Genomic DNA, 15,614 nt, shown 5'->3' with positions numbered 1-15,614 from the left:
TTTTTGGTGACTTCACTTTTTTTTGGGCGCTCACCACCGCCCCCTCGGGCGAGGGGGGGGGGGGCGGGGGGGGGCGGGGCGGGCCCGCGCCGCCCCCCCCCGCCTCTCCGTTCGGTGCGGCTCGCCGTTCGCTGCGGCTCGCCGTTCGACCCGCCTCGCCGTTCGGCCCCGCTGCCGCGCGGGACGGCAGGCCCCTACTGGCCGACGTGGTGGACGAACCGGTAGGTGTCCCGGTCGAGTTCGGTGACCTGGACGCCGATCGCGGCGGGCCCGGCGATCCGGGCGCGCAGCGCGGCGAGCACCCGGTCGCTCAGCGCGGCGCGCTGCTCGACGCTGCGGCCCGCCAGGATCTTCACCTCCACCAGCACCGCGGCCTCGCCGCTCGCCCCGTCGCCGACGCGGTGGTGGTCGGCCGCGCGGAAGACGGTCTTGCAGTCCGCCACCGTGGTGTCGATCACCTCGGTGATCGCCCGGTGGACCTCGGCGGCCAGGGCCGAGCGGTCGAAGTCGAGTTCGGCCGAGTGGTCGACCAGGATCTGCGGCACGGGAACCTCCGGGAGAGTGTCGTCGGACCCCCCGACGCTACCGGACCCCCCGACGCTACCGGACGCCGCCGGCGCTCCCGGACGCGCCCGGGGCCCCGGCGCGGGGTGCGGCGCCGGGGCCCCGGGGGTTCCGAGGGAACGGGTGGCCGGGTCAGCAGCCGAAGTCGATCTTGCGGAAGGTCGCGTAGTGGTCGGCGGTGTAGTAGTCCTCGTGGTACTGCTTGCCGGTGACGACCCGCCGGGCGCCGCGGGTCGGCGAGCCCGGGGTGACCACGGTGTACTCGTGGTAGTAACCGGTCGACTGCGCGGGCAGCACGCGCTCCCTGTTCTGGAAGACGACGCCGTCCTGGCTGTACGGGAAGGGACCGCCGGAGGCGATCAGGTCGAGGGTGGTGTGGGCCTGGGAGGGCAGGGCCGAGAGGCACACCGAGCCGCTCACCGCGGCGTGCGCCTCGGTGGCGACGGCGATCGGCGCGAGGGTCACCAGGGCGACGGCGGCGGTGGCGGCGACGCGGGTCTTCCACGCGCGTAGAGTTCGGGTCATGACAACCAGGATGGCCGCCCCCGGGTGCCACCGGAAGCCCCGTTCCAACTCTTCACCTCCGGTCAACTCGACGTACCCTCGGGTGCCTTGACCTGGTCAGCGGCCCACCCGGGCTCAGCCGCGGGACAGCACCAGCGACTGCACCGACGGGAGCCTGCGCCAGTCGCTGGAGACGATGCTCGCGTGCGCCTTCGCCAACTGCTCGGTGCGGGCCCGCGCCTGGTCGGCCGTCGGGTCGGTGGCGCTGATCTCCGGGGCGACCAGGTGGGAGTCCGTCATCACCAGCAGGTAGTGGGCGCTGTCGTACCAGGCGGTGTCGATGGTCCTGACGTAGGTCGAGGCGTCGCCGTCGAAGACCACGAACCAGGGCCGGATCGAGGCGTCCGCGCCGGTGTACTGCCCGCGCGGGTCGCCGGTGGCCGCGCCGAGCACGGACGGGAAGACCTGCGCCTGGCCGATCCGGCCGGCCGCCGCCAGGTCCCGCAGGTGCCGGCCCTGCTCGACGTCGGTGTGCAGGGTGTCGAAGGGGTTGCCGAGCTCGACGGTGCCCGGGATCGCGTACAGCAGCACCCTGCCGGCCAGCGCCGAGCGGCTCGGCCAGTTGCCCGCCCGCACCGCCTCGTCCACGCTCGCGTACGTGCCGCCGCCGGGCTTGGCCAGCAGGTCGGCGGGGCGCAGCACGGCGGGGCCCAGGTGCTGGGCGATCAGCGCGTCCAGCTGGTCCGGGCCCATCCCGAGGTTGGCCGAGTAGCCCGGCTTGAGCTCCAGCTTGATCACCAGCGGCCCGGCACCCGGGTGCGCGGCGAGCCAGACCCGGACGTCGTCCAGGCAGCTCTCCAGGTTCTGGTCGGTGCTGCCGGCGTAGAGCTGGGCGGGGGTGGTGGCGGCCGTGCAGTTGTTGGAGTTGCCGAACGGGTTGGAGTGGCTGACCTGCCACTGCTTGGTCACGATGTTCGGCCAGAGGTCCAGCTCGATCATCCCGGTGCCGGTGTCCAGGCCCTGGGCGAGGTACGGGAAGGCGGCCGGGTCGTAGGTGTTGTGGAGGCCGACGGTGGTCGCGGAGCCGAACGGCAGGTCGCCCGGCCCGCCCGGGGTCGCGTCCGCCGGGGAGGTCGGGACCAGCGCCGCCGCGGCGGCGATCAGTCCGGCGGCCAGGAATCCGGTCAGGGTGCGGCGTACGGTCATCGGAACGGTCCCCCCAAGTCGTGGGATGCCGGCCGCCCTGTTCCCGGGCAGCCTGACGAAGCATCGCCCGCCCGGGCGTGCTCAGGATGAAGAAGGCACGACAATAGCGTGACGGCTGCACCGCTTCTCCCCGACTCCCCTCCCCTTCCTCCACCCGCCCCACACCCGTCGCAGCCGCCACGCCCGGGGCGTTGACGGAGCGTCAGGGCGCCGGAGCCCTGGGTTAGCGTGGCCCGCGACGGGGTGCGGGCGGCCGGCCCGTACCGAGGCGCCAGCAGCGGAGGAAGCCGATGTCCCTGGTCCGGGTCCACAACTTCTCGATCTCCCTGGACGGCTACGGCACGGGCGAGGGGCAGAGCCTCGACGAGCCCTTCGGCCATGCCGCCCACCGGCTGCACGAATGGTTCTTCGGCACCCGGACGTTCCGTCGGATGAGCGGCAAGGAGGGCGGTGCCACCGGCGTGGACGACGCGATGGCCCGCACCTGGAGCGACGGCATCGGCGCGGAGATCATGGGCCGCAACAAGTTCGGCCCGCAGCGCGGCCCCTGGCAGGACGAGGACTGGCGCGGCTGGTGGGGACCCAACCCGCCGTTCCACACCCCGGTCTTCGTGCTCACCCACCACCCTCGCCCCTCGCTGGAGATGGAGGGCGGGACGGTCTTCCACTTCCTCGACGCCTCCCCCGAGGAGGCGCTGCGCCGGGCCCGGGAGGCGGCCGGCGGCCTGGACGTGCGGATCGGCGGCGGTCCGAGCACCGTCCGGGCCTTCCTGGAGGCCGATCTGGTCGACCACCTGCACCTGGTCGTGGTGCCGATCGTGCTCGGCCGGGGCGAGCGGCTCTGGGACGGGCTGGAAGGGCTGGAGCAGCGCTTCCGCACCGAGGCGGTGTCCAGTCCGAGCGGCGTCACCCACCTCACCCTCACCCGGCCGTAGCCGCCGCCCCGGAGTCCGAGGGCCGGGACCGGTACGGACGACGGCGGCCTCCCCGCGGGTGCGGGGAGGCCGCCGTCGTGTCCTGCTGCCCGCCGGTGCCGGACGGCTACCGGATCAGGGCCGGTCGGATCGGGGCCTGCGGATCAGACGCGGTCGGCCGCGATCAGCACGTACTGGAAGGAGCCGTCCTTGTAGGACTCGATGAACGCCTCCTCGATGCCGGTCACCAGCGAGGTGGTGTTCCGCAGCTCCCAGTAGGGCAGGGTGTCCGGGGTCAGGTCGATCACGGCCTGGGGCACCAGGCGGTTGTCGGCCATCGCCCGCAGGTACTCGCGGCGCGAGTGGATGTTGCACTCGAAGTGGGCGTTGATCTGCGAGACCCACTTCGACGGCTGGCCGTAGCGCGGGTTCCAGCAGCCGGTGATGGTCACGTACCGGCCGCCGACGCTCAGCACCCGGGAGTGCTCGGCGAACAGGTCGTGCAGGTCGACGTACATGCTGGACTCGTTGTTCCAGGAGCCCGCGGCCGAACCGGTCGCGACGGGCATGTCCAGCATGTTGGCGACCCGGGAGCGGACGTACTCGCCGATGCCCAGCTCGGCGGCGCGCTTGTTGCCGAAGTCGGCCTGCTGGGTGGAGAGGGTCAGGCCCTCGACCCGGCAGCCGAAGCGCTGGTGGGCCATCACCATCGAGCCGCCGCGGCCGCAGCCGGCGTCGACCAGGGTGTGGTCGGCACGGATCTCGCCGAGGTTGTCGAGCAGCAGGTCGGTCTGGGCGGACTCCAGCCGGTGCAGCTCGGCGATCACCTTCTTCTCGCGCTCGCTGTCGGTCGGGTCGCCGATCGCGGCGTGGTCGATCTCGCCGATGCCGTAGTGGTGGTGGTAGAGGCCGTCGACGTCACCCAGGCGAAGGTTGACCGGGCGGGCCTCGTGGTCCCAGTAGCGTGCGATGTCGCCCTGGTACGGAGTCGCCGGGCCGGGGATGGTGTTGCCGGGGGTGGTGATGTCGTCGGTCACGGACATGGGACAGCTCCTAGCGGATGTCAACGGAATGGTCAGGTCTGGTCAGGAATGATCAGAGTTGGTCAATGGGTGCCCGACAGGGGCGAACACCGCCGGCGGCGGCCGGTTCCACCAAGACAGCCGGTTCCACCAAGACGGCCGGTTCCACCGCGGCGGACGGCGTCACCAGAAGTCGGGCAGGGTGTAGCGGTAGGTGTTGGTCTGGTGCCAGTAGTGGTTGCCGTCGACCCACGCGGCCACACCGCGCAGGAACCGTACGAGCGTGGGCACCGGGCAGGACACCGCCAGGGCCGCCGCCTCCGCCTCGAAGGCCAGCATCAGCTCGTTGTGCACCTCGACCGCCTTCAGGTAGCCCTCCTTGCGGGAGACGCCCTCGCGCTCGGAGATCACCACCGGCAGGTTCAGGTGCAGTCCGGGGCTGTTCAGCTCCTTCATGTACGAGTACAGGTCGTTGACGATGGTGGTCGCGTTGGAGGCCAGGGCGATCACCCGCTGCATGGCGGGCAGCGCGTGCAGCTCGGCGGGCAGCTCGTAGCCGCCGACGGTGTCCGTGATCGTCGGGCAAGGGCGGAAGTTGTTGAACTGGCGCATGGCCAGGTACTCCCACACCTCCGGGACGTGGTCCGCCTGGTCCCAGGAGGCCTCGGCCAGGTACCCGAGGTGCAGCCGCGCCATGTCGTGCCGGAACCGGTCCGACTGGGAGGGCGTGGCGGCCCGGGTGAAGTACTCCATCGCGGAGTGGTAGGAGCGCCGGGGCGCGTCCGAGGACAGCGACTCCTCCCACGCCGGGTGGTACTCCGGCGTGGTGTGCAGCGGGTCGAGCGCGGTGTGCGCGAGCAGCAGGCGGCTGCCCAGGCCGATCGGCGAGCCGCCGAGGTCCTCGCAGTAGCAGTCGTCGACCGCGTTCTCGGCCACCATCAGGCGGGCCGCGAGCATCAGGTGGTCGACGCTCGGCGCGTCCGGGTGGCAGGCCACCATGTAGCGCCCGGTGGAGAACCCGTCGAAGTCCTTCTCCCACTCCGGCGGGTAGAGCTCGATCTCCTCCATCGCCCAGACCTTGAGCGCGGCGCTGAGCGCCTCCACCCGCACCGGGTCGGGTTCGGCGATCGGGTGGTGGTAGAGGCCGGGGATCGGGTCGCCGGGGCTGGGCTTGCCGCCGGTCGGCGCCTGGGCGGCGGAGCCGGCGGCGGCCGGGGCCGCGACGGCCGCGGCCAGGGCCGGGGGGACGGGCAGGACGTGGACGGAGGGCAGCTGGAACCCGGGGGTCGCCGCCGCCCCGGCCGCGGGGGCCTCGGGGGCCGGCACCTCGACCACGGGAGCGTCGGGGACGGCGGTCTCCGCAGCCGAGACCGCGGGCACCTCCGCGGCGGGCACCCCGGCCTCGGACACCCGGGCCGAAGGCGCCTCGGCCTCGGGTGCCGGCACCTGCGGCCGGAACTGCAGCCCGGAGGTGCCCAGTCCGCTGGGCCCCCGCAGGATCCGTTCGATCGCCGGGGAGCTCATGGGCCCACCGCCGGGGCGGTGACGGGCCCGGATGGTGTCTCCGGTCTGGCACGCAGGGGCATGGAGCCTCCTCTGGGAAAGGGGTCGCACAATATGACGGGCCATCAGCCCGCCTGCCTCGAACGGGAACTCCGACTTCCGCCCCCGTCCCGCTCGGTTCACCACCGTAGGCGCGAAGGCGCGTTCCGCATCGCAACGGACGATCTTCCTCACCCGATAGGGTGAACGTTTGTGCTGATGGCGTTTGAGCGCGCCCGGTCGTGCATCGATCACGCCCGTACTCACCGGGCCCACGCCCCGCCCCCGCGTCAACCCGCTGACGTCAGCGCGCGTCCCGGGCCGCCCGACCGCGTGGCGCCGCTCGCCACAGGGGCCATTCGACTACGAAACGAACGACGGACGGCCGCCCGCCTGCCCGTACCGGTCGCACCGGAGGAGCGGACGCCGCTCCCCCGGGGCCCCGCCGGAGCACCGGCGGCCCCGGCCGACGGCCGGCCCCAGTGCTTCGGCACCTTGCCCCAGGCGACGTCCGCCGCGTTCTCCGCGTTCTCCGCGGCCCGGGACGCCGGCCCGGGGCGCGCCGGCCCCGACCGCCCCGCGGGGCGGTCGGGCGCCTCCGGCCGGGCCCGGTGCGCGGCCCGGTCCGTAAGGGGGACCAGAATGGGCGGGGCGCCCGTGAGGACGGGGGCCAGGAAGGAAGACCACCGCATGGAGAGCCAGGCACGCAGCCGCACCGCACTTGTTGAGGAGCTCATGGAGCGCTATCCCGACGTGCCCCGGGAGGCGGTGATCAAGGAGGACCTGCTGCGCGGCGGCATGGCCTTCGACGAGTCGGCGCTCAGCGGCAGTGCCGGTGCCGACGGGGGCGGCGAGGTCAAGCCGAAGTCGTACTTCATCTTCTCCTTCGACCACCGCACCCTGCCCGAGCTCGGCGCCGCCGCGCTCAACCGGCCGCCGGAGGAGATCGTGCTGACCGGCGGGCCGTACGGGCTGCGCCGCACGGTGGTGTCGGTGCGGGTGAACCCGGACTCGCCGTACCGGGTCGGCGCCGGGGAGGACGGCGCCCTCGGCCTCTACCTGGACGGCACGCGGATCGCCGACGTCGGCCTGCCGCCGATGCCCGACTACTACCGGCACACGCTGGCCAACGGAAAGTCGGTGATGGAGGTCGCCCCGACCATCCAGTGGGGCTACCTGATCTACCTCACGGTGTTCCGGGTCTGCCAGTACTTCGGCGCCAAGGAGGAGTGCCAGTACTGCGACATCAACCACAACTGGCGCCAGCACAAGGCCGCCGGCCGCCCGTACACCGGGGTCAAGCCGGTCGAGGAGGTGCTGGAGGCGCTGGCGCTGATCGACGAGCACGACACCGCCCGCGCCTCGCAGGCGTACACCCTCACCGGCGGGGCGATCACCTCGCACATCGGCGGCCGGGACGAGGCCGACTTCTACGGGCAGTACGCCAAGGCCATCGAGGAGCGCTTCCCCGACCGCTGGATCGGCAAGGTGGTCGCCCAGGCGCTGCCGCGCGACGACGTCCAGCGCTTCCACGACTACGGCGTGAAGATCTACCACCCCAACTTCGAGGTCTGGGACAAGCGGCTGTTCGAGCTCTACTGCCCCGGCAAGGAGCGCTACGTCGGCCGGGACGAGTGGCACCGCCGGATCCTCGACTCCACCGAGGTGTTCGGCGCGGAGAACGTGATCCCCAACTTCGTCGCCGGCGTGGAGATGGCCGAGCCGTTCGGCTTCACCACGGTGGACGAGGCGATCGCCTCCACCGAGGAGGGCCTGCGCTTCTTCATGTCCCACGGCGTGGTGCCGCGCTTCACCACCTGGTGCCCCGAGCCCACCACCCCGCTCGGCAAGGCCAACCCGCAGGGCGCGCCGCTGGAGTACCACATCCGGCTGCTGCGGACCTACCGGGCGACCCTGGAGGAGTTCGGCCTCTCCTCCCCGCCCGGCTACGGCCCGGCCGGACCGGGCCGCGCGGTGTTCTCGGTGAGCTCCTTCATGGACTCGCTGACCGGCTGAGGCCGCCCGGTGGCGCCGGCCGGGAGGGCCGGCGCCACCGGGATCCGCCCGCTTCCGTGCAGGCGGTCGAGCCGTTCAGGCCGCTCAGGCCGCTCAGGCCGTTCGGCCCGCCGACGGCATCGGGCGGACGGTGAGGATCTGCTCGGCCCGGCCCAGCGGCCCGTGGACGTCGTGCAGCACGGTGCTGGTGACGCCGTGCCCGGCCGGGCCGAAGCTGACGCTGGTGTCCAGGCCCGTCCAGGGGCCCTCGGGACGGCGGTGGAAGTGGATCGTCAGGTCCGTGTTGGGGAACATCCACGCGGTGGGGTCCTGCCGCACGGCGATGCCGTTGGCGGTGTCCACCAGCCTGACGAAGGAGGCGTGCGGGCCGCTGGGCTCCCCCGCGACCAGCTCGACCGGGCTCGCCAGCCAGGCGGCGGCGCGGCCCGGGGCGGTCTCCCGGCGGCGGACGTCGATCGAGGCGATGTAGCCGCCGCCCCACACCCCGGCCATCGTCCAGGGCTCGAACTCCGCGGGCGCGGGCAGCGGCGCGTCGTGGGTGCCGGCGACGGCGGCGGTGTCCAGCTCGGCGAGGAACCAGGCGCGGGCCCGGACCACGGCGCGCCCGCCGATCACCACGGTGGCCTCGACCAGCTCGATGGTGCGCCCGGGCCGGACGGTCTCCACCGTGATCTCGAACTCCTCGAGGGCGATCAGGCCGAGTATGTCGTAGCTGATCCGGGCCAGCGCCAGGCCGTCGGCGGGGCGGTCGGCCCGGTGGCGGTCGATGGCGTGCACGATCAGGCCGCCGAGCGGGCTGAAGTGCTGCTCGTCCGCGTGCCAGGCGCCCTGCGCGTGCGCGGTGGGCTTGTAGCTGTGCTCGCCGGTGCGCTGGTAGTAGCTGTCGGGCGCGGCGGTGGGGGTGGTCACGTGCGCTTCTCCTCGGGCCGGATCGCTGGCTGCCGGGAGGGCGCCGCCGTGGTGCGACGGCGCCCGACCTCGGCGTTCAGGATCGTAAGGGGCCGAACCGCCCGTGCGGCGTCACGCGTGACGCATCCCACACCGCCGCAGGAGCCGGACCGTCAGTGCGCGACGAGCGGGTAGTGGTCGGAGAGGTCGGTGTAGGTGTAGCTCTTGCCCCAACTGCTCACCGTCCAGGGCGCGCTGTGCACCCGGACCACCTGGTTGGTGTACTGCTGCGGGCGCGCGTGGTCGGCCCGGTAGAGGACGTAGTCGAGGTCCTCCTTGGGCTCGCCCGGGTAGCGGTAGGCGGCGACGGAGTTGTCGACGGTGTCGAAGGAGTACGGCCAGCCGGTGCGGGCGGAGGCCGGGGCGAGGTTGCCGTTGGTCAGCAGCGCCTGGTACTCGGAGCCGTGCGAGTCGATGTTGAGGTCGCCCGCGAGCAGGACCGGCTCGTCGGCCGGGATCCGCTTGGCGTCCAGGAAGGAGCGCATCGCGGTGAGCTGCTTGGCCCGGATGTCCGCCGCCTGACCGCTCGCGCAGCCCGAGTCGGTGGACTGCAGGTGGGTGCCGACCACGTGGGTGCGGCGGCCGCCGACGTCCAGCACCGCGTAGACGAAGCCCTTGTTGGAGAACCAGTCCGAGCCGCAGGCGTCCTTGTAGACGTACTGCTCCTTGCGCAGGATCGGCCACTTGCTGAGCAGGGTGACGCCGCCGTCCTCGGGGGTGGCGGAGCTGAAGCTGCCGGAGGTGGCGTCCCAGCCGGCGGTGGAGCGGCCGACCACCGGCGTGTGGTATGGGTAGGCGGCCGAGGCCTTGGCGGTCAGCGCGTCGGAGGCCGCGTTGTCGAAGGCCTCCTCCAGGACGACCACGTCGTGGCCCTGGAAGAAGTCCGCCGAGGCGATGGCCTGCGCCCGGTACTGCTGGCCCCAGTTGGGGTAGAGGTTGGTGCTCATCAGGAACGTGTTGTAGGTCAGCACGTCGAGCGGCGGTGCGCTCGCCGGGGCGGTCTCGGCCGAGGCCGGGGCGGCGCCGAGCACGGCGAGGACGGTGGCGGCGGCGCCGGCGGCGAGGGCGCGGCGGACGGACGACAGGGGCATCGGGCCTCCGTGGGGGCGTTGTCGTGGACCCGTCGGGTCGAGGGATGTTGTGTATCCAACTTGGCCCTCCGCACGACGCGCAAGACATCGGGCGAGCAATCGGTGAACTCATCGGTAACACCGTCGGCGCGAGCCTGACGGGCGGTCACCGCCCCGGCACGGCAAAGGCACCCTGCCGAAGCCCGCAAAAGGGCCGATAAGATGACCGCCGGTGTGCCGGGAAGTCTGGTCGGCTCGGGGGACGACGCGGCGGTCCGTGCCGCGCGACCCCGCTGTCGCGATGGGTCTTGAGGCAGATGCACGCCGTGGGGATCGTTCTCGTCCTCGTCGTCCTGGCCACCGGGGTGGCCACCTTCGCCCGGCGGTGGCGGGTGCCCGCGCCCTCCCTGCTGGTCCTCGCCGGGCTCGCCGTCGCCCTCGTCCCCGGGGTGCCCGCGCTGCACGTGCCCCCGGAGCTGATCGGCACGGTGGTGCTGCCGCCGCTGCTCCACTCCTCCGCCGAGGAGCTCTCGCTGCGCGACCTGCGCGCGGTCTGGCGGCCGGTCACGATCCTGTCCTTCGGGCTGGTCTTCGCCTCCGCCGCCGCGGTCGGCTTCGTCGCCGTCAGCGTGGCCGGACTGCCGCCCGCGATGGCCTTCGTGCTCGGCGCGGTGCTCTCCAGCACCGACCCGGTGGCCGTCACCGCGCTCGGCCGCCGCCTGGCGCTGCCCGGGCGGGTCCAGGCGCTGGTGCAGGCGGAGAGCCTGTTCAACGACGCGACCTCACTGGTGCTGTTCAAGGTCGCCGTCGGGATAGCCGTCGGCGTCGGCGGCACCGTCGACCTCCCGGGGGCCGGCGGCCGGCTGCTGCTGCTCGGCGGGGGCGGCAGCCTGGTCGGCGTCCTCGTCGCCGCGCTGGCCGCCCTGCTGCGCCGACGCACCACCGACCCGGTGCTGGAGACGGTGATCGCCCTGGTCACCCCGTACGCGGCGTACGTCCTGGCGGAGTCCGCGCAGGCCTCCGGCGTCACCTCGGTGGTCGTCGCCGGGGTGCTGCTCGGCCGCTCCGGCCACCGGCTCACCGACGCCCGCATCCGGCTCCAGCTGCACGCCGTCTCCGCGGTCGTGGTGTTCCTGCTGGAGAGCGTCGTGTTCGCGATCGTCGGCCTCGAACTGCCCGCCCTGGTCCGCGAGCTGCCGGCCGGCACCGGCTGGTGGCCGCTCCAGGCGCTCGCGCTGGCGGCGGTGCTGATCGCCGTCCGGGTGCTCTGGACGCTGCCGCTGACCCGCGCCGTCAAGCCCAGCCGGGGAAGGCTGTCCTGGCGGGTCGCCGGGGTGGTCACCTGGGCCGGCACCCGGGGCGTGATGCCGCTCGCCGCCGCGCTGTCCATCCCGCTGCCCGGCCACGACGGCGGACCGCTCACCGGGCGGCCGCTGGTGCTGGTGCTCACCACCTCGGTCGTGGTGCTCACCCTGGTCGTCCAGGGCCTCACCCTCGCCGCCGTGGTCCACCGCTCCGGGCTCGCCCTGGAGCCCGAGCACACCGCCCGCGAGGAGGACGGGGCCCGCGACGAGCTCAACCGTGCCGCGCTCGACCACGTCGAGGGCCTGAGCGAGCTGGAGGCCGTCCCCGACACCGCCCTCGACCGGGTCCGCCGCGCTCTCACCGCCCGCCTCGACCGCACCCCCGAGACCCCCGGCGGCAGCACCGCCGACGCCGCCTACCGCCAGTTGCGCCAGGAGGTGATCGCGGTGCAGAACGACCGGCTGCGCCGGCTCTACGAGGAGCACCGGATCAGCGACACCACGCTGCGGGTGCTGCAGCGTGACCTCGACCTGGAACAGGCCGCCCTCGGACGGAACTGACGCGGGGCCCGATCGCCCGGGCCGCGGCGCGGCGCACCCGCGGGAGGCGGGCGCCGCGGCCGCTCAGAAGGCGAGCGGGTGGCGCACCAGGACGTCGGCGCGGGTGCCGTCCAGGGCGCCGTACAGCAGGGTGGTGCCGAGCGCGTCCACGGCGGTCGCCGAGGCCGGGCCGGCCCCGTCGGCGACCCGCTCGACCAGGCCCGTCCGCAGCTCCCGCCGGAAGACGGCCGGAACCGCGCCGGTGCCGCCGGGGACCAAGCCCGCGTCGTCCGAGGCGAAGTAGACCCAGCGGTCGTCCGCCGTCATGACGGCCGGGTGGGTGCCGACCGGCGCCACCTCCGTGACCGTCCCGGTGCGCAGGTCGCGGGCGTGGAGCGCGACCCGGCTGCCGTCCGGCACCGGCTCGAACACCCGGAACAGCGCGTAGTGGCCGTCGGGGCTCAGCCGGCCCTCGCGGGCGGCGTCGCGCAGGGTGCCGGCCGCGTCGACGCTCGCGCCCTCGATCCGGCCGGTGCCCGCGTCGAAGACGTAGAGCGGGAACAGCTGCCGGGCGGGCGGCGGCTTCAGGGTCTTCGCGGCGGGGGCGAGCAGGTTGGCCGCCTTCGAACGGAAGGCGACGGTGCGGCCGTCGGCGCTGAGCGAGGGCTCCACCGAACCGCCGTCGGCGGGGGCTCCGCCCTGCCCGGTGGTCACCAGCCGGGTGGTGCCGGTCCGGCGGTCCGTCAGGTAGATGTTGGCGGTGCCCGGCCGCGCTCCGGGGGCGAGGTCGGCGCGGTCCGAGGAGTAGGCGACGAAGCGGCCGTCGGCGCTGATCGCGGGGGTGACGGAGTTCCCCACGCCGGTGCCGGCGGTGACCAGCTCGGTGTGCCCGGTGGCGCGGTCGCGGACGTACACGTCGGTGCGCTCGCCGCCGTGCCCAGGGACGGCGTCGGAGGCGTCGCTGCTGAAGGCGACATACCGGCCGTCGGCGCTGATCGCCGCCTGGCTGCTGGAGCCGTCCAGCTGGCCGCCGCCATCGGCGAGGCTGACCCGCTCGGTGTGCCGCGTCCACAGGTCGCGGACGAAGACGTCGTAGAGGCGGTTGGTGTCGCCGGGCACCAGGTTCGAGGCCAGCGAGGTGAACAGGGCGTACCGGCCGTCGGCGCTCAGCCCGAGCGGCTCGGACCAGTCGTCGGCGGCGGCGCCGTCGGGGCTCACGTTCACCCGCACCGGGACCCCGCCCGGTGCCGCGGGCGCGGGCGCGAACCCGGGCGTGGACACGGGTGCGTTCGCGGGCGCGGGGCGGGCGTGCGCCGCCGGTGCCCCGGTGCCCGCGAGCAGCGCGGCCGCCAGCCCGCAGGCCACCCGCAGCGTCGTCGTCCTCATGGGTTCCCCTCCCTCAGGGCCTGGCCCCTGGCTCCGGCCGAGCCAACCGTCCGTCGTGGCCGCGGTCAACCCGGACCTCCCCGCGATGGGCACGATTTCGCCAAGTCCCGTACACAGTGGGCACGCACCGCCCACACCGGCCGAGCCGGGAGATGCCCCGAACCGGCGACACTCGCGCTAAACCCGAAGCAACGCGGGCATTTCACCCATGCGTTGCTCGCCGAGGCAACGCCCGCGCCGTCGAACGAAAGGCAGAAGCGATGAGCATGATCCAGACCGGCAAGCTGCAGTTGAGCTCCAGCAGTGCCACGGAGCTGACCGGCGGAGCCACGTCGACCTTCACCCAGGTCACCTTCCCCTCGCCGTTCCCCGACACCGCGACGGTGGTCGTCGTCCCGTTCGTCCAGACGTTCAACGGCCCGGACACCCCGGGGCTGCGGATCGCCGACGTCACCAGCACCGGCTTCAAGATCCGCATGAACGAACTCGTGGGCAGCGGGCGGGCGTTGTCCGACGGGCCGCACACCTCCGAGACGGTCGGCTGGATCGCGAGCACCGTGTAGGCCCGGGGGCCCTTGCGGCCCGGGCCGCAGGGGCCCTGCCCGGGAGCCGGCCCCGCCCCCAGCCGTCGTTTGCCGGAGCGGCGAAACCCCCTGGACACGGCCGGCCGCCGGTGCGAGGGTCCGGTCATGACCGTCGACGAACCATTCGCCCTTCCCCTCCCCCTGCCCGGCGGCCTGCTGCTGCGCGAGCCCGGACCGGCCGACCTGGAGCAGATCGGCGCGCTGCTCGCGGAGCGCCTCGCGCCGCAGGACGCGCTCGACCACCGCCTGGTGGTCGAGGACCCGGACGCCGGCTGGTCGGCCTGCGCCGTGGTGGTCGACGGCGACCGGGTGGTGTCCACCGCCACCCTGCTCGACGAGGAACTGCGCCTCGGCGACGTCCGGCTGCCCGCCGGGCAGGTCGAACTGGTCGCCACCGACGAGGAGTACGAGGGCCGCGGCCTGGTCCGGGCACTGCTGCGGTGGGCGCACGCCCGCTCCGCCGCCCGCGGGCACGTGGTCCAGGTGATGATCGGAATCCCGTACTTCTACCGGCAGTTCGGCTACGAGTACGCGATCGACATCCCGGTCTCGCGGCCCGTGCACGGCACCCCGGCCTTCGAGGGCGGGGAGCCCGCCCTGCGCACCGCCCGGGCCGCGGACCTGCCCGCCCTGGCCGCGCTCCAGGAGCGGACGCAGCGCGGCTTCGACCTCACGATGGCCCACTCCCCCGCCCGCTGGCGCTGGCTGCTGGCGCACGACGCGAGCACGCTGCGGGTGATCGAGCGCGCCGGCGAGGCGGTGGCCGTGGGACGCACCACCCCGGTGGACGACGGGGAGTTCCACCTCGCCGAGGCGGCCGCCGCGGACGACCGGGCGGCACGCGAACTCCTGGCCGGCGTGGCCGCGTCGGAACCCGGCGCACGGCTCCACGTGGTGCACCGGCCCGGCACCCTGCCGGCCACCGTCTGGCACGACCTCCTCGACCACACGCCGCGCCCCGGTGCGGAGCAGTACTACGTCCGCATCCCCGATCCGGCCGCGCTGCTCGACCGGCTGCGCCCACTGCTGGGGCAGCGCCTCACCGCCGCCGGCGTGGACCGCACCGGCCGCGACCTGCTGCTCTCCACCTACCGCGCGCACTACCGGATCCCGGTCGGCGAGCAGGGGCCGGGCGAGGTGGTCACGGGCGCCACGATGCGGGGCCCGGGCGAGGAGGACTGCCTGTGCGTGGCCCCGGACCAGCTGGCGGCGCTGCTCTTCGGGCCGTACGGGATCGAGGGGTTGAGCCGGCTGCGGCCGGACGTGTACGTCCGCGGGGAGGACGAGGCGTACCGGGCGCTGTTCCCGCCGCTGACGGCGGACCTGTTGACGTACTACCTGCCGTGAGGCGCTGCGCCCCGGGCTCACGCGACCCCCTGTCGGGGCCCGGCCGCCCGGGGCGTAGTGTGCGCCCCGTGAACGAACTGATCTTCCGGGGGAAAGACCTGTTCCGCCCCTCCTGGTCCACCTTCGCGGTCCCGCTGCTCGCCCTCGCGGCGCTCGCCGTCCTCGGTTTCCGGGAGCTCGGCGCCCTCGGCACCGGCCTGTTGACAGCCGCGACCGTCCTGGTCGCCGTCCCGGCCTGGATCCTGACGCTCCGATCCTGGAGCCGGGTCGGCGCCGACGGCATCACCGTCTGCTGGGGCATCGGCGGCGGCCGCACCTACGCCTGGGAGGAGGTGCGCTGGCTGGACGTCCGGGAGTTCAACGGCAACGGCATGAGCACGCGTTCGGCCCGGATCCACCTCGCCTCCGGCCGGCGCCGCTCGCTGCCGGGCCTCGGCTCCAGCACGAGGTTCCCCAACAAGGGCTTCGACACGGACTACCGCCGGGTCGTCAACTGGTGGGAGTACAGCACGCCGCCGGAGCAGCGTGTCCTGCCGCGGCGGCGGTTCCGCGACCGGGTGACGCCCGTGGCGGTCGGGCTGGGGCTCGGCCTCGTCACGCTTCCGCTGGTCGTCGTCATCGTCTCCGTGATGCGGTAGCACCGGCCGCCGCCGCGTCGGATCGGCCC

At 73.8% G+C, this 15,614-nt stretch carries 14 protein-coding genes; 6 read left to right on the top strand and 8 right to left on the bottom strand.

Annotation, left to right across the window (positions count from 1 at the left end; genetic code table 11):
- Positions 1-194: 194 nt before the first annotated feature.
- From ACWD4P_RS22645 to ACWD4P_RS22635, 3 genes are all read right to left on the bottom strand, one after another.
- Positions 195-545 (bottom strand): 5-carboxymethyl-2-hydroxymuconate Delta-isomerase, encoded by a 351-nt coding sequence (locus ACWD4P_RS22645; RefSeq protein WP_449780809.1) that lies wholly within the window; start codon positions 543-545, stop codon positions 195-197.
- Between the two features lie 151 nt (positions 546-696).
- Positions 697-1,089 carry a ribonuclease gene (locus ACWD4P_RS22640; RefSeq protein ID WP_359830867.1) on the bottom strand — a complete coding sequence of 131 codons (393 nt, stop codon included), beginning with the start codon at positions 1,087-1,089 and terminating at the stop codon, positions 697-699.
- A 114-nt stretch (positions 1,090-1,203) separates the two neighbouring features.
- On the bottom strand, positions 1,204-2,274 hold the full coding sequence (locus ACWD4P_RS22635; protein WP_449780808.1) for a phosphatidylinositol-specific phospholipase C domain-containing protein: 1,071 nt from the start codon (positions 2,272-2,274) through the stop codon (positions 1,204-1,206).
- Between the two features lie 290 nt (positions 2,275-2,564).
- On the opposite strand from ACWD4P_RS22635, the gene ACWD4P_RS22630 reads away from it, so the two are divergent.
- Positions 2,565-3,209 carry a dihydrofolate reductase family protein gene (locus ACWD4P_RS22630; RefSeq protein ID WP_449780807.1) on the top strand — a complete coding sequence of 215 codons (645 nt, stop codon included), beginning with the start codon at positions 2,565-2,567 and terminating at the stop codon, positions 3,207-3,209.
- Positions 3,210-3,352: 143 nt separating this feature from the next.
- On the opposite strand, the gene ACWD4P_RS22625 is transcribed toward ACWD4P_RS22630, so the two are convergent.
- Both ACWD4P_RS22625 and ACWD4P_RS22620 read right to left on the bottom strand, forming a co-directional pair.
- Positions 3,353-4,231 carry a geranyl diphosphate 2-C-methyltransferase gene (locus tag ACWD4P_RS22625; RefSeq protein WP_359830860.1) on the bottom strand — a complete coding sequence of 293 codons (879 nt, stop codon included), beginning with the start codon at positions 4,229-4,231 and terminating at the stop codon, positions 3,353-3,355.
- Positions 4,232-4,393: 162 nt separating this feature from the next.
- Positions 4,394-5,734 (bottom strand): family 2 encapsulin nanocompartment cargo protein terpene cyclase, encoded by a 1,341-nt coding sequence (locus ACWD4P_RS22620; protein ID WP_449780806.1) that lies wholly within the window; start codon positions 5,732-5,734, stop codon positions 4,394-4,396.
- A 708-nt stretch (positions 5,735-6,442) separates the two neighbouring features.
- Here ACWD4P_RS22620 and ACWD4P_RS22615 point away from each other — a divergent pair.
- Positions 6,443-7,768 (top strand): radical SAM protein, encoded by a 1,326-nt coding sequence (locus ACWD4P_RS22615; RefSeq protein ID WP_449780805.1) that lies wholly within the window; start codon positions 6,443-6,445, stop codon positions 7,766-7,768.
- A gap of 93 nt (positions 7,769-7,861) precedes the next feature.
- On the opposite strand, the gene ACWD4P_RS22610 is transcribed toward ACWD4P_RS22615, so the two are convergent.
- Together ACWD4P_RS22610 and sph are read right to left on the bottom strand one after the other, a co-directional pair.
- Positions 7,862-8,677: a thioesterase family protein gene (locus ACWD4P_RS22610; protein WP_449780804.1), complete on the bottom strand. Its 816-nt coding sequence runs from the start codon at positions 8,675-8,677 to the stop codon at positions 7,862-7,864.
- Positions 8,678-8,829: 152 nt separating this feature from the next.
- Complete coding sequence (gene sph / locus ACWD4P_RS22605; protein ID WP_359830423.1) at positions 8,830-9,807, bottom strand: sphingomyelin phosphodiesterase; 978 nt, start codon at positions 9,805-9,807, stop codon at positions 8,830-8,832.
- A gap of 296 nt (positions 9,808-10,103) precedes the next feature.
- Between sph and ACWD4P_RS22600 the strand changes: the two genes are divergently transcribed.
- A complete protein-coding gene (locus tag ACWD4P_RS22600; RefSeq protein WP_449780803.1) occupies positions 10,104-11,651 on the top strand; it encodes a Na+/H+ antiporter in 1,548 nt (515 codons plus the stop codon).
- Positions 11,652-11,714: 63 nt separating this feature from the next.
- Here ACWD4P_RS22600 and ACWD4P_RS22595 read toward each other — a convergent pair whose 3' ends face one another.
- Positions 11,715-13,016 carry a hypothetical protein gene (locus ACWD4P_RS22595; RefSeq protein ID WP_449780802.1) on the bottom strand — a complete coding sequence of 434 codons (1,302 nt, stop codon included), beginning with the start codon at positions 13,014-13,016 and terminating at the stop codon, positions 11,715-11,717.
- Between the two features lie 260 nt (positions 13,017-13,276).
- Between ACWD4P_RS22595 and ACWD4P_RS22590 the strand changes: the two genes are divergently transcribed.
- From ACWD4P_RS22590 to ACWD4P_RS22580, 3 genes are all read left to right on the top strand, one after another.
- Positions 13,277-13,579 carry a hypothetical protein gene (locus tag ACWD4P_RS22590; RefSeq protein ID WP_359820164.1) on the top strand — a complete coding sequence of 101 codons (303 nt, stop codon included), beginning with the start codon at positions 13,277-13,279 and terminating at the stop codon, positions 13,577-13,579.
- Between the two features lie 126 nt (positions 13,580-13,705).
- Complete coding sequence (locus ACWD4P_RS22585; RefSeq protein WP_449780801.1) at positions 13,706-14,947, top strand: GNAT family N-acetyltransferase; 1,242 nt, start codon at positions 13,706-13,708, stop codon at positions 14,945-14,947.
- Between the two features lie 68 nt (positions 14,948-15,015).
- Positions 15,016-15,585: a hypothetical protein gene (locus ACWD4P_RS22580; protein WP_359820160.1), complete on the top strand. Its 570-nt coding sequence runs from the start codon at positions 15,016-15,018 to the stop codon at positions 15,583-15,585.
- The last annotated feature ends 29 nt before the right edge of the window (positions 15,586-15,614 follow it).

The organism is Kitasatospora sp. NPDC002543 (assembly GCF_053594915.1).
This window is presented reverse-complemented; position numbering and strand designations above follow the sequence as displayed.

Excerpts from the sequence above, each read along its gene's own strand:
- ACWD4P_RS22640 (WP_359830867.1), bottom strand. The coding sequence starts at position 1,089 with ATGACCCGAACTCTACGCGCGTGGAAGACCCGCGTCGCCGCCACCGCC.
- ACWD4P_RS22635 (WP_449780808.1), bottom strand. The coding sequence starts at position 2,274 with ATGACCGTACGCCGCACCCTGACCGGATTCCTGGCCGCCGGACTGATC.
- ACWD4P_RS22630 (WP_449780807.1), top strand. The coding sequence starts at position 2,565 with ATGTCCCTGGTCCGGGTCCACAACTTCTCGATCTCCCTGGACGGCTAC.
- ACWD4P_RS22625 (WP_359830860.1), bottom strand. The coding sequence starts at position 4,231 with ATGTCCGTGACCGACGACATCACCACCCCCGGCAACACCATCCCCGGC.
- ACWD4P_RS22620 (WP_449780806.1), bottom strand. The coding sequence starts at position 5,734 with ATGAGCTCCCCGGCGATCGAACGGATCCTGCGGGGGCCCAGCGGACTG.
- ACWD4P_RS22615 (WP_449780805.1), top strand. The coding sequence starts at position 6,443 with ATGGAGAGCCAGGCACGCAGCCGCACCGCACTTGTTGAGGAGCTCATG.
- sph (WP_359830423.1), bottom strand. The coding sequence starts at position 9,807 with ATGCCCCTGTCGTCCGTCCGCCGCGCCCTCGCCGCCGGCGCCGCCGCC.
- ACWD4P_RS22600 (WP_449780803.1), top strand. The coding sequence starts at position 10,104 with ATGCACGCCGTGGGGATCGTTCTCGTCCTCGTCGTCCTGGCCACCGGG.
- ACWD4P_RS22595 (WP_449780802.1), bottom strand. The coding sequence starts at position 13,016 with ATGAGGACGACGACGCTGCGGGTGGCCTGCGGGCTGGCGGCCGCGCTG.
- ACWD4P_RS22590 (WP_359820164.1), top strand. The coding sequence starts at position 13,277 with ATGAGCATGATCCAGACCGGCAAGCTGCAGTTGAGCTCCAGCAGTGCC.
- ACWD4P_RS22585 (WP_449780801.1), top strand. The coding sequence starts at position 13,706 with ATGACCGTCGACGAACCATTCGCCCTTCCCCTCCCCCTGCCCGGCGGC.